This window comes from Streptomyces sp. NPDC104096, from assembly GCF_055584385.1.
In genome coordinates, this window is the sequence record NZ_JBVJMD010000003.1 from 194,559 (window position 1) to 206,894 (window position 12,336).

The following is a 12,336-nucleotide window of genomic DNA, read 5'->3' on the forward strand; positions in this document are numbered from 1 at the left end:
CGCGCGCCGCCCCCGGCGCTCACAGCCCCAGCAGCCACCGGCCCCCGCCGAGCAGCGAGCACAGGGACACCGCGTGGAACAGGAACAGCCACAGCCACGCCGGTACGTGCGTCAGCCGCGACAACTGGTCCGCGTCCGAGTCCCCCGCGCCCCCGTGCGACCGCTTGGCCTGGAGCTCGAAGGCCGGACGCACCCCGCCGAACAGCAGGAACCACACCACCGCGTACGCGAACGCCGCCTGCACCTGCGGCCCGGCCAGCCAGGACACCAGCAGGAAGGTGCCGCCGGTGAGCACCACGGTCAGCACCCCGTAGGCGTTGCGGATCATCACCAGCATGGCGACCAGCAGCGCGGTGGCCAGCCAGAGCAGCAGCGTGATGTGACCGGCGCCGAGCAGCGCCGCGCCGCCCAGGCCGAGCAGCGGGGGAGCGGTGTAGCCGGCGGCCGCGGTGAGGATCATGCCCAGGCCGTACGGCTTGCCCCGGCTGAGGGTCAGACCGCTGGTGTCGGAGTGCAGCCTGATGCCGGTGAGGGTGCGGCCGGTCACCAGCGCCACCAGGCCGTGGCCGCCCTCGTGCGCGATGGTGATCGCGTTGCGCGAGATGCGCCACAGCGGGTGGGGCACGACTATCGCGAGGCCCGCGGCCAGGGTGGCGAGCACCACCCACAGATCAGGGTCCGGCTGGGTGCCGAAGACCTCGTCCCACAGGGAGCTCAGCGAGGCCAGCGAGGTGGATGCGGTGCTGTCCATTGTCGGCGGTGGCTCCCTTTCACGGCGCGGAATCTGGCAGTGTTGCACGTATGTGCGGACGGTTTGCAGCCAGTCGTGGGCCCGAGGATCTCGCAGCAACCTTTGAGGTCGAGCAGTGGGATCCGGAAGAGACGCCGGCGCCCGACTACAACGTGGCCCCGACCAAGGAGGTCTACGTCGTCCTCGACCGCCCTGTGAAGGACGCGGACAGCCCGAGGCCGGTTCGCCAGCTCCGCAAGCTCAAATGGGGACTCGTCCCGTCCTGGGCCAAGACGCCCGAGGGCGCCGCCCGGATGATCAACGCCCGCGCCGAGACCGTGCACGAGAAGCCCTCCTACCGCCGCGCCTTCGCCGCCCGGCGCTGTGTCGTCCCCGCCGACGGCTACTACGAGTGGGTCACCGGCACCCAGGAGCGGGACCTGGAGGTCGAGGGGAAGAAGAAGCGGCCGCGCAAGCAGCCGTACTTCGTGACGCCCGCGGACGGCTCGGTCTTCGCGATGGCGGGCCTCTACGAGTTCTGGCGGGACCGCACGCTGCCGGACGAGCACCCGCTCGCCTGGTGGGTGACCTGCTCGGTCATCACCACCGAGGCGGAGACCGCGCCGCTCGCGGGCGCCCCCGCCGAGGGCCCGCGCGCCCTGGCGGACATCCACCCCCGGATGCCCCTGATGCTCACCCCCGACCGCTGGGACGACTGGCTCGACCCGGCCCGCACGGACGCCGACGAGCTCCGTGGCCTGCTCACGCCGCCGCCGACCGGGCTGCTGCGCGCCTACCCCGTCTCCACCGCGGTCAGCAACGTCCGCAACAACGGAGCGGAGCTGCTGAAGGAACTGGAGGGGCCCGAGGAGGGCACACTCTTCTGACGTGACGAAGATCAGCGACGTGAGCGAGACCAGCGTGAGCGAGACTGTCGAGACCGACGCCGGCACCGCCCGGGTCACCTGGCACCGGGCCGCCGACGCGCGGCTCGTCCTCGCCGTGAGCCACGGCGCGGGCGGCGGGATCGACGCCCCGGACCTGAGGGCGCTCGCCGCGGTGCTGCCCGCGCACGGGGTGAGCGTGGCGCTGGTCGAGCAGCCCTGGCGGGTGGCCGGGAAGAAGGTCGCGCCCGCCCCGAAGGCGCTGGACGTGGGCTGGCGCGGGATCTGGCCCGCGGTGGCGGAGCCGGGGCTGCCGGTGATCTCGGGCGGCCGCAGCGCGGGCGCCCGGGTGGCCTGCCGTACGGCCCTGGAACTGGGCGCCGCCGCCGTGCTCGCGCTCAGTTTCCCGCTGCACCCGCCCGGCCGCCCGGAGAAGTCGCGGGCCGGCGAACTGCTCGGCGCCGGGGTGCCCACCCTCGTCGTCCAGGGCGGGAACGACCCGTTCGGCAGGCCCGGCGAATTCCCCGAAGGGGGGTACCGGCTCGTCGAGGTGCCTTCGGGTGATCACGGCCTCGCCGTGCCCAAGCGCGCGCGGATCACGCAGGAGCAGGCCCTGGAGGTGATCACGGACGCGGTCGTGGAGTGGGCGGTCTCACTCGGGTGACGGACGGGAATGTTGTGCGGCCGGCCACGGTTGAGGCGGACAGAAGTGCTGGTGCACCAGCGCCGACGTCGAAGGAGAGGAAGTCCGCCGCATGGGTTCGACCATCTGCCCGCTCGTCACCCGCGAGCACCCCGTGGACGGGCTGCACCCGGCGGATTCCGATCCGGGCCGTGGCAGCCGCGCCGACCTCGACTGGACGGTGCTGCACGCGGCCAAGATCGCTCCTATTCGAGCGGCGGCGAGCACGTCTCGTCGTCTATCCTCCGATTCGAGTGGGATCGGCATCGATCCCACCCGGGAACTTGAGGAGGTGGGTCCGGTCACTGGGACCGACGCAGGGACCGACAACGGCCAGGCGGAGCAGCCCGAGGGCCAGGGCATGAGTGCGGAGTCCGCCACGGAGCGCACGGCGCGCTTCGAGCGGGACGCGCTCGAATTCCTCGACCAGATGTACTCGGCCGCCCTGCGCATGACGCGCAACCCGGCCGACGCCGAGGACCTGGTGCAGGAGACGTACGCCAAGGCGTACGCGTCCTTCCACCAGTTCCGTGAGGGCACCAACCTCAAGGCGTGGCTGTACCGCATCCTCACCAACACGTTCATCAACTCGTACCGCAAGAAGCAGCGCGAACCCCAGCGCAGCGCGGCCGAGGAGATCGAGGACTGGCAGCTCGCGCGCGCCGAGTCGCACATGTCGACCGGTCTGCGCTCCGCGGAGTCGCAGGCGCTCGACCACCTGCCCGATTCGGACGTGAAGGAAGCGCTGCAGGCGATCCCCGAGGAGTTCCGCATCGCCGTCTATCTCGCGGATGTAGAGGGCTTTGCGTACAAGGAGATCGCGGACATCATGGGGACACCCATCGGTACGGTGATGTCCCGGCTGCACCGGGGCCGCCGTCAACTGCGCGGCATGCTCGAGGACTACGCCCGCGAACGCGGACTGGTCCCGGCCGGCGCCGGAGAGTCGAACGAAGCGAAAGGTTCGGGCTCATGAGCTGCGGAGAGCCGCACGAGACGGACTGCAGTGAGGTACTCGACCATCTGTACGAGTTCCTCGACAGCGAGATGCCGGAACTGGACCGCGACAAGTTCCGGCACCACTTCGAGGAATGCTCGCCGTGCCTGGAGAAGTACGGTCTGGAGCAGGCCGTGAAGAAGCTGGTCAAGCGGTGCTGCGGGCATGACGACGTGCCCAGCGACCTGCGGGCCAAGGTCATGGGGCGACTGGACCTGATCCGGTCCGGGCAGGCCGTGCCCGAGCATGACGTGGCCACCTCCCCGGTCACCCCGCAGGAGTCCTGAACCACCGCGAGCTCTGTCGGTGATCCGACCCGCTTTCACTCGAACGTGCTAATGCGGAGCACTTTTGCCCGCAAACTCCCCCGGCCGCCCTAGGCTCCGGAGCCTGGATAGGCATGGTCATGGCCAAAAACGGTCGTGGCCGGGGGAGGGGTGGGCGTCATGGAGGCGGCGGTACCGGCGCGGGCACGTGCGTACGTCGTCTGCACCGCCCTCGGCGCCGGGCTCTGTCTTCAGCCGCTGCCGCCCGCAGCCTCCGCGCGGTGGGCCGTCGTCCTGCTCGCCGCGCTGTACGCGGGGGGCGAGCGGATCGCCCGTCGACGCCTCGCCGGAACGTTCCACCCCCTGCTGCTCGCCGGGGCCTTCCTGCTGCCCCCGTCGGCCGCGGCACTCGTCGCGCTGCCGGGGGCACTGCTCTCCCCGGCCGACCGGCCCGTGCTGCTGCGGCGCGTCTGGCGTGCCGCCCAGCTGACGCTCGGAGTGTGGGCCGCGGCCCGGGTGCACGGGGCGCTCGGCGGCCGCGAGGCGGTGGCCGCCGCCGACTTCCCCCGGGTACTGGTGCCGGCCGGCGCGGCCGTCCTGGTCTTCTGCCTGGTGCTCGGCGCGCTCGACGGGGGGATCCTGGTGCTGGCCGAGCGGGTCTCGGTCCGCCGGGCCTGGCGCGGACCGTTCCCGCGCTCGCTGGCGCCGGCCGCCGTGCACGGGCTGGCCGGACTGATGATGGCGGTGCTGTGGCGCAGCCCGTACGGTCCGGTCGCCGCGCTGCTCGTGCTGCTGCCGATGTGCGTGTCGGGGTGGGTGTTCGCCCAGTACCACCGGGAACGGGCCGCCCACCAGGCGACCATCCGGGCCCTCGTGCAGGCCGTGGACATCAAGGACGCGTACACCCGCGGCCACAGCGAGCGGGTCGGACAGGCGTCGATGATGATCGCCCGCGAGCTGGGCATGGACGACGAGCGGGCCGAGGTGCTGCGCTTCGCCGGGATCCTGCACGACGTGGGCAAGCTGGGGGTGCCCACCAGGCTGCTGCGCAAGGACGGGCCGCTCACGCCCGAGGAGCGGCGGGTGATCGAACTGCACCCGGAGTACGGGCACGAGATGGTGCGCGGCATCGGCTTCCTGGGGGAGGCCCGGTCGGCGATCCTGCACCACCACGAACGGCTGGACGGGAGCGGGTATCCGTACGGGCTGGTCGGCGGCCAGATCCCGGAGTTCGCCCGGGTCGTGGCGGTCGCCGACGCGTTCGACGCCATGACGTCCACCCGGTCCTACAGCAGGGCACGGCCGGTGCCGGCGGCACTGGAGGAACTGCGGCGCTGCGCGGGGACCCAGTTCGACCCGGCGATGGTCGGGGCGCTGGTGCGCGCGCTGGAACGCCGGGGATGGCATCCGGCGGTGACGGCCGACGAGACACCCACCTCCGGGACCCACGCGCCCGCCCCGGGGATCCACCCACCCGCCACCCTTGCGCCCCGGACGTCTCCCGTGCCTCAGACGCCTCCTGAGCTCCGGACGCCTCAGACGCCCCCCGCGCCCCAGGAGCCTTCCGTGCCTCAGGCGTCCCGTGCACCCCAAAACCCTTCTGTGCCCCAGGCGCCCCCTGTGCCTCTCGTCTCCCCCGCGCCCCAGGTTTCCCCCGCACCCGAGGCTTCTCCCGCGCCCCAGATTTCCCCCGCCCCCCACCACCCCGGAGCGCACCGATGAGCGCGCCCGGGGGTGCCCGTCGCCGTCCTCCGCGCGGTCACCGACCCCGGACCGGCCGCCGCCCGCGATTCCCCCTCCGGCCCCGACTCCGTGACCGTCATCGTGCCGAGCCCCACCCCACGCACCGCCACCAGCCCCCGGCCCGCCTCCGGGCGCTCGGCCTCACGCACGCCGGTGCCGCCGTGCTCGCCGGGCTCTGCCTCGCGGTCACCCTCTGGCGAGGCATCGACGACCGCCGGGCCGCCCTCGCCTTCGGGCTCCTCGTCGCCGTCGGGGAGCTGACCCGGTGGAGCGGGCCGGAGGGCAGGCAGGCCGCGCCGCTGGCCGCCGCCGGAGCACTGTCGTACGCCCTGCTCGGACCGGAGGCGGGGCACTTCGCCCTGCCGCGGGACCTCGGCCCCGTCCCGACCGCGGACACCGCCGTCGACGTCGCGCGGATCGTCGCCGTGGTCTTCGCCGCGTCGCTGCTGGGCAGCGTGCCGCACCTCGCGCGCGGGCCGGGTCCAGCGCTCGACCAGTTGGCGCGACGGGTGCTGACCGTCGGATTCGCCGCCCTGTGCTTCCGGCCCCTCTACGGCAGCGGCGTCCTCGCGGGCCGGCCCGGCTGCTCCTACGTGCTGCTGCTGGTCGCGCTGCTCGCGCTCACCGCGCTGTGCGACGCGGTGCTCGCGGCCGCCGCGGCCCGCTCCCGCACCGGCTGGCCGTTCGGGCCGCTGCTGCGCGACGAACTGCGGGCCCTGCTCGGGATCGGGTCCGCGGTGTGCGCGACCGGGGTGGTGATGGCGCTCGCGGTCGCCGTGGCGGGGCTGTGGGCACTGCCCGTGTTCTGCCTGCCCCTGTTGCTCGCCCAGGTGTCCCTGCGCCGGTACGCGGCCGTGCGCGCCACCTACCGGCAGACCATCGCCTCCCTCGCCCGCGCCACCGAGATAGCCGGCTGCACCCCCGCCGGGCACGCACGGCGCGTCGCCGCGCTCAGCCGCGCCGTCGGGCGGGACCTGGGACTGTCGGAGGCCGAACTGGACGTACTGGAGTACGCGGCCCTCATGCACGACATCGGACAGCTGAGCCTGGTGGACCCGGTGCCGGCGGGAGCCACCGCCGTGCTGCCCGCCGCCGAGCAGCGGCGGATCGCGCTGCTCGGCGGGGCCGTCGTACGGCAGACGGGGGTGGACGGGGCCGTCGCGGTGGTGGTGGAGCGGCAGGCCGACCCCTACCGGGAGCAGCCGCCGGCGGCCCGGATCGTGCGGGCCGTGAACGCGTACGAGGAGAAGGCGCGCGACGCGGGACCCGGCGGCCCGCTCACGGCGCTGGAGGAACTACGGCTCGGGACGGCCGGGGAGTACGCGCCCGAGGTCGTCGAGGCGCTGGCGCGAGTCCTGTCACGGGGCTGTCTGACCTTGCCCTCCATGGGGTAACCCATGGGTAATGAGCGCCTCTCCAGCCCTACGTGGTTGGATGCGAGGGAGAGGGTGTCCGGGGGCACTGGCCAGCCCACCCCACGGAACTGGACCGGCAGGCGGGAATCGTGAGGATCTTCGGAAAGGGACGGCACCGGCCCTCCGCCTCCTGGCGGCAGGCCACCGATCGGGCGTTCACGCTGATCGGTGACGGCCGGTACGAGGACGCGGGCGCCCTGCTGACGCGGGCCGCCGATCTGGAGCCGTGGCTGTCCGAGTCCTGGTTCAACCTCGCCCTGCTGCACAAGTTCCGGCACGACTGGGAGCAGGCCCGCACGGCCGGCCTCAGGGCCGTCGCCCTGCTGGAGCGGGAGACCGGGGCGCCGGACTGGTGGAACGTCGGCATCGCCGCCACCGCCCTCCAGGACTGGCCGCTGGCCCGCCGGGCCTGGCAGGCCTACGGGCTGCAGGTGCCCGGGGGCGCCACCGCGGCCGGGGAGCCCGTCGGCATGGAACTGGGCAGCGCGGCCGTACGGCTGTCGCCCGAGGGCGAGGCCGAGGTGGTGTGGGGGCGCAGGCTGGACCCCGCCCGGATCGAGGTGCTGTCCATTCCGCTGCCGTCCTCCGGGCGGCGCTGGGGCGAGGTCGTGCTGCACGACGGGGTGCCCCACGGGGAGCGGACCACGTCGGCCGGGCACTCCTATCCGGTGTTCGACGAGATCGAGCTGTGGGCGCCGTCGCCGGTGCCGACCTGGGTGGTCCTGCTGGAGGCGGCGACCGAGGCCGACCGGGACGCGCTGGAGCGGCTCGCGGCCGACGCCGGTTTCGCCGCGGAGGACTGGTCGTCGTCGGTCCGGCTGCTGTGCCGGATGTGCTCGGAGTCGCGGATGCCGTCCGACGAGGGCGACGGGGTGCACCTCGACCCGCACGACCACAGCGAACCCGGTCATCCCGGCCCGCTGGGCCACCGCACCGACGGGCAGCTCTGGATGCCCGAGCGCGAGTGCGGGGTGGCCGCGCCGGCCGCCCTGGTGCGCGGTCTGCTGGACGGCTGGGTCGCGGACAGCCCGGACTCGCGGGACTGGCGGGACCTGGAGGAGGTCTGCTGAGCCGTCCCGGGACGGACGCCCCCTTAGGCTGTACCCGCAGAAATCTCAGGCTTGCAGGAAGGCGTACGTCGGTCATGGCGCAGCAGGACACCGATCAGCAGCACGCGGGCGTGCTCCCCGTGGACGACGAGGGTTTCGTCATCGACACCGAGGAGGCGGAGGAGCGCGAGAGCGCCTGGCGCGAGCGCGGCACCTCACGGCCCATCACCGTGGTCGGCAACCCGGTGCTCCACAAGGAGTGCGGGGACGTCACCGACTTCGGCGCCGAACTCCAGCAGCTGGTCGCGGACATGTTCGCCAGTCAGCGCACCGCCGAGGGCGTGGGCCTGGCCGCGAACCAGATCGGCGTCGACCAGAAGGTCTTCGTCTACGACTGCCCCGACGACGAGGGCGTCCGGCACGTCGGCGTGATCTGCAACCCCAGGCTCGTCGAGCTGCCCGCCGACCGGCGCCGTCTGGACGACAGCAACGAGGGCTGCCTGTCGGTGCCGACGGCGTACATGCCGCTGGCGCGCCCCGACTACGCCGAGGTGACCGGACAGGACGAGCAGGGCAACCCGGTCAGGGTGCGGGGCACCGGCTACTTCGCGAGGTGTCTCCAGCACGAGACCGACCACCTGTACGGCTACCTGTACATCGACCGTCTCTCCAAGCGGGACCGCAAGGACGCGCTGCGGCAGATGGCCGAGAGCGAGCCGCGCTATCCGGTGGTGGCCAACGACTGAGCCGGTCGACGGCTTCCCAACGCCTGGCCGGGTTCTTCCCGGCCAGGCGTCGTGCGTCCGCCCTCCGCCCGGGCGGCGCCGTCCACCCAGGGAGTGATCCAGAACCAGTCATGCGGGAGAGGATTCTCGGCAGGTTGGGTAGGGGATTGAAGCAAATCCATTCCCAGAACGGTCAGTCGTGGTGCTGAATAGTAAGTGCGGGGATACGCAACAGCGCACGCCCGGCACGACGGGAGGGGTGCTGCGCCTACCGGCGGCTGAGAGGGGTAGTTCGTGCCCGCTTTCCCATACAGCACCACCCACGGCACCACACCGGCATCCGCGCCGAATGTGACCGTCGTCCCGCCCACGCTCTGTCTTCCGGTGATCGAGGACGAGTTTCCCCGGCAACTCCATGAGTATTGGCCAAAGCTTCAGGAGTGTACGCGCACCTGGCTGCTGGAAAAGCGGCTCATGTCGGCCGACAAGGTGTCTGAATATGCCGATGGTCTTTGCTATACCGACCTCATGGCGGGGTACTACCTGGGCGCACCCGACGACGTCCTCCAGGCCGTCGCCGACTACAGCGCGTGGTTCTTCGTCTGGGACGACCGTCATGACCGCGACATCGTGCACGCCCGGCCGGCCGCCTGGCGGCGGTTGAGATCCCGGTTGCACGCGGCCCTGGACTCCCCCGGGACCCATCTGGACCACGAGGATCCTCTGGTCGCGGGGTTCGCGGACAGCGTGGCCCGGCTGTACGCCTTCCTGTCCACCACCTGGAACACCCGGTTCGCCCGGCATTTCCACGAGGTGATCGAGGCGTACGACCGTGAATTCCGCAACCGCGCCCGCGGGATCGTCCCCACCGTCGACGACTATCTCGCGCTGCGCCGCCTCACCTTCGCACACCGGATATGGACGGATCTGCTGGAGCCGAGTGCCGGGTGCGAACTCCCGGACTTTGTGCGGAAGAATTCCGCGTATCGGCGGGCGGCCCTGCTGAGTCAGGAATTCGCCGCCTGGTACAACGACCTCTGTTCCCTCCCGAAGGAAATCGCGGGAGAAGAGCTGCACAATCTCGGGATCAGTCTCATCACCCATGAGAAGCTGACCCTCGAAGAGGCGGTAGAGGAACTCAGGCGACGCGTCGAGGAATGTGTATCGGAATTCCTGAAGGCCGAACAGGACGCCTTACGGTTCGCCGACGGACTCGCCGACGGCACGGTGCGCGGAAAAGAACTGAGCATCGCGGTGCGGGCCTGTCTCGGAAACATGCGGAACTGGTTCAGTTCCGTCTACTGGTTCCACCACGAGTCCGGCCGTTACATGGTCGACAGCTGGGACGACCGGTCCACGCCCCCGTACGTCAACAACGAAGCGGCAGGTGAGAAATGACCGTCGAGTCCGTGAAACCCGAGGGGATCCAGACGTCCGGGCTGCGCGAGCCACCCCTGGCGGGGGGCGGTGTCCCGTTCCTCGGCCACGGCTGGCGACTGGTGCGCGATCCGCTGGCGTTCATGGCGCGGCTGCGCGACCACGGCGACGTCGTACGCCTGAAACTCGGCCCGAAGACGGTGTACGCCGTCACCACCCCGGCCCTCACCGGCGCGCTGGCGCTCAGCCCCGACTACAAGATCGACGGGCCGCTGTGGGAATCGCTGGAAGGCCTGCTCGGCAAGGAGGGCGTCGCCACCGCCAACGGCCCCCGGCACCGGCGCCAGCGGCGCACCATCCAGCCGGCCTTCCGGCTCGACGCGATCCCCGCCTACGGGCCGGTCATGGAGGAGGAGGCGCACGCGCTGACCGTGCGCTGGCAGCCCGGCGACACCGTCGACTGCACCTCCGAGTCCTTCCGGGTCGCCGTGCGGATCGCCGCCCGGTGCCTGCTGCGCGGCGACTTCATGGACGAGCGCGCCGAGCGGCTGTGCGTCGCGCTCGCGACCGTCTTCCGCGGGATGTACCGCCGGATGGTGGTCCCGCTCGGACCGCTCTACCGGCTGCCGATTCCGGCCAACCGCGATTTCAACCGCGCACTGGCCGATCTGCATCTCCTCGTCGACGAGATCGTGGCCGAGCGCCGGGCGTCCGGTCAAAAGCCGGACGATTTGCTGACGGCATTGCTGGAGGCGAAGGACGAGAATGGCGACCCCATCGGGGAACAGGAGATCCACGACCAGGTCGTCGCGATCCTCACCCCGGGCAGCGAAACCGTCGCCTCCACGATCATGTGGCTGCTCCAGGTCCTCGCCGAACACCCCGAACACGCCGACAAGGTGCGGGCGGAGGTGGAATCCCTGACCGGAGGCCGCCCTGTCGGATTCGATGACGTCCGCAAACTCACGCACACCAACAATGTCGTCGTCGAGGCCATGCGGCTGCGTCCCGCGGTTTGGATTCTGACCCGGCGGGCGGTGACCGACACCGAACTCGGTGGCTATCGCATTCCGGCCGGTGCGGACATCGTCTACAGCCCCTACGCGATCCAGCGCGACGGCCGTTCCTACCGGGACAACCTGGAGTTCGACCCCGACCGCTGGCTGCCCGAGCGGGTCAAGGACGTGCCGAAGCACGCCATGAGCCCGTTCAGCGTGGGCAACCGCAAATGCCCGAGCGACCACTTCTCGATGGCGCAGCTGACCCTGATCACGGCGGCGGTGGCGACGAAGTACCGCCTGGAGCAGGTGTCCGGTTCCGACGACACCACCCGGGTGGGCATCACGCTGCGTCCGCACCGGCTGCTGCTGCGGCCGGTGACGCGGTGACGCGGTGACGCGGTGACGGTGGTGGGGGGACGGCGGCCGGCCGCGGTCAGGCGGCCACCGGGCCCCTGAACGTGCGCCGGTAGGACTGGGGCGTGATTCCCAGCGCACGGACGAACTGGTGGCGCAGTGCCGCCGCGGTGCCGAACCCGGTGCGCCAGGCGATCGCGTCCATCGTCTCGTCCGTCGCCTCCAGCAGCCGCTGGGCCAGCAGCACCCGCTGGCGCAGGATCCAGCGGTAGGGAGTGGTCCCGGTCTCCTGCTGGAAGCGGCGGGCGAAGGTGCGCGGCGACATGTGGGCGCGGGCGGCGAGCTGGTCGACGGTGACCTCCTCGTCGAGGTGCTGCTCCATCCACGCCAGCGTCTCGCCGACGGTGTCGCACGCGCTGCGCGGCAACGGCCGCTCGATGTACTGGGCCTGGCCGCCGTCCCGGTGCGGCGGCACCACCATCCGCCGGGCGATCTTGTTGGCGACCTCGGGCCCCTGCTCCTTGCGCACGATGTGCAGGCAGGCGTCGATCCCGGCGGCGGTGCCCGCCGAGGTGATCACCGGGTCCTCGTCGACGTAGAGCACGTCCGGCTCGACGATCGCCCGCGGGTACCGCCGGGAGAGCTCGGCCGCGTGCCGCCAGTGCGCGGTGCAGCGGCGCCCGTCCAGCAGCCCGGCGGCACCGAGCACGAAGACCCCGGAGCACACGCTGAGCACCCTGGCGCCCCGGTCGACGGCCCGGCGCAGCGCCGCCAGCAGCTCGGGCGGGTGCTCACGCAGGACGGTGGCGTCGGAGGCGGGCACCGCGATCAGGTCGGCCTCCTCCAGCCGCTCCAGGCCGTGCTCGGTCGACAGCGTGAACCCGGCGACATGGGTGCTGAGGGTCGGACCCTCGGCCGAGGCGACGGCGTAGTCGTACACCGGCAGCCCCTCGTCGCTGCGGTCGATGCCGAACACCTCGCAGACCACGCCGAGTTCGAAGGGGTGCGCGCCGTCGAGCAGAACGGTCACCACGTTCTTCAGCATGCCGTCAGTGTGCCGCAGATTCCGCCCGGGCGCTGGCAGGAATTCGCAGTTGTGCGGCAGTCCTGCCA

12 protein-coding genes are annotated in these 12,336 nt (G+C 71.8%); 10 read left to right on the forward strand and 2 right to left on the reverse strand.

From position 1 onward, the window contains the following. Nucleotides 1-19: 19 nt before the first annotated feature. Nucleotides 20-751, reverse strand: a complete 732-nt coding sequence (locus ACZ60B_RS05345) for a M50 family metallopeptidase (RefSeq protein WP_469384331.1) — start codon at nt 749-751, stop codon at nt 20-22. Nucleotides 752-801: 50 nt separating this feature from the next. Here ACZ60B_RS05345 and ACZ60B_RS05350 point away from each other — a divergent pair, with 50 nt between their 5' ends. The 10 genes from ACZ60B_RS05350 to ACZ60B_RS05395 all read left to right on the forward strand — a co-directional run bounded on the left by ACZ60B_RS05350 (nt 802) and on the right by ACZ60B_RS05395 (nt 11,256). After that, entirely contained in the window at nt 802-1,617 is an 816-nt protein-coding gene (locus ACZ60B_RS05350; RefSeq protein WP_469384332.1) for an SOS response-associated peptidase, read from the forward strand. 1 nt (nt 1,618) lies between these two features. Further along, the gene (locus ACZ60B_RS05355; protein ID WP_469384333.1) at nt 1,619-2,278 is read left to right on the forward strand and encodes an alpha/beta hydrolase family protein; all 660 of its coding nucleotides are present in this window, start codon (nt 1,619-1,621) and stop codon (nt 2,276-2,278) included. Nucleotides 2,279-2,588: 310 nt separating this feature from the next. Next, entirely contained in the window at nt 2,589-3,272 is a 684-nt protein-coding gene (gene sigR / locus ACZ60B_RS05360) for an RNA polymerase sigma factor SigR (protein ID WP_162469929.1), read from the forward strand. Next, complete coding sequence (gene rsrA / locus ACZ60B_RS05365; RefSeq protein ID WP_469384334.1) at nt 3,269-3,580, forward strand: mycothiol system anti-sigma-R factor; 312 nt, start codon at nt 3,269-3,271, stop codon at nt 3,578-3,580. Before sigR ends, rsrA begins: the two co-directional genes overlap by 4 nt. Before the next feature lie 159 nt (nt 3,581-3,739). Then, a complete protein-coding gene (locus ACZ60B_RS05370) occupies nt 3,740-5,281 on the forward strand; it encodes an HD-GYP domain-containing protein (protein ID WP_469384335.1) in 1,542 nt (513 codons plus the stop codon). Then, nucleotides 5,278-6,696, forward strand: a complete 1,419-nt coding sequence (locus tag ACZ60B_RS05375) for an HD-GYP domain-containing protein (RefSeq protein ID WP_469384337.1) — start codon at nt 5,278-5,280, stop codon at nt 6,694-6,696. Before ACZ60B_RS05370 ends, ACZ60B_RS05375 begins: the two co-directional genes overlap by 4 nt. Before the next feature lie 110 nt (nt 6,697-6,806). Then, nucleotides 6,807-7,787 carry a tetratricopeptide repeat protein gene (locus ACZ60B_RS05380; RefSeq protein WP_469384338.1) on the forward strand — a complete coding sequence of 327 codons (981 nt, stop codon included), beginning with the start codon at nt 6,807-6,809 and terminating at the stop codon, nt 7,785-7,787. Nucleotides 7,788-7,861: 74 nt separating this feature from the next. Next, nucleotides 7,862-8,512, forward strand: coding sequence for a peptide deformylase (def, locus tag ACZ60B_RS05385; RefSeq protein WP_469384340.1), 651 nt, complete (start codon nt 7,862-7,864; stop codon nt 8,510-8,512). 273 nt (nt 8,513-8,785) lie between these two features. Further along, nucleotides 8,786-9,889, forward strand: coding sequence for an epi-isozizaene synthase (gene cyc1, locus ACZ60B_RS05390; RefSeq protein ID WP_469384342.1), 1,104 nt, complete (start codon nt 8,786-8,788; stop codon nt 9,887-9,889). Beyond that, nucleotides 9,886-11,256, forward strand: coding sequence for a bifunctional albaflavenone monooxygenase/terpene synthase (locus ACZ60B_RS05395; protein ID WP_469384344.1), 1,371 nt, complete (start codon nt 9,886-9,888; stop codon nt 11,254-11,256). Before cyc1 ends, ACZ60B_RS05395 begins: the two co-directional genes overlap by 4 nt. 46 nt (nt 11,257-11,302) lie before the next feature. On the opposite strand, the gene ACZ60B_RS05400 is transcribed toward ACZ60B_RS05395, so the two are convergent. Beyond that, entirely contained in the window at nt 11,303-12,268 is a 966-nt protein-coding gene (locus ACZ60B_RS05400) for a GlxA family transcriptional regulator (protein WP_469384346.1), read from the reverse strand. Nucleotides 12,269-12,336: the final 68 nt, after the last annotated feature.

Bases quoted from the DNA above. Each gene is read 5' to 3' on its own strand.
- rsrA (WP_469384334.1), top strand. From the start codon at position 3,269: ATGAGCTGCGGAGAGCCGCACGAGACGGACTGCAGTGAGGTACTCGAC.
- ACZ60B_RS05345 (WP_469384331.1), bottom strand. From the start codon at position 751: ATGGACAGCACCGCATCCACCTCGCTGGCCTCGCTGAGCTCCCTGTGG.
- ACZ60B_RS05350 (WP_469384332.1), top strand. From the start codon at position 802: ATGTGCGGACGGTTTGCAGCCAGTCGTGGGCCCGAGGATCTCGCAGCA.
- ACZ60B_RS05395 (WP_469384344.1), top strand. From the start codon at position 9,886: ATGACCGTCGAGTCCGTGAAACCCGAGGGGATCCAGACGTCCGGGCTG.
- ACZ60B_RS05370 (WP_469384335.1), top strand. From the start codon at position 3,740: ATGGAGGCGGCGGTACCGGCGCGGGCACGTGCGTACGTCGTCTGCACC.
- ACZ60B_RS05375 (WP_469384337.1), top strand. From the start codon at position 5,278: ATGAGCGCGCCCGGGGGTGCCCGTCGCCGTCCTCCGCGCGGTCACCGA.
- def (WP_469384340.1), top strand. From the start codon at position 7,862: ATGGCGCAGCAGGACACCGATCAGCAGCACGCGGGCGTGCTCCCCGTG.
- ACZ60B_RS05400 (WP_469384346.1), bottom strand. From the start codon at position 12,268: ATGCTGAAGAACGTGGTGACCGTTCTGCTCGACGGCGCGCACCCCTTC.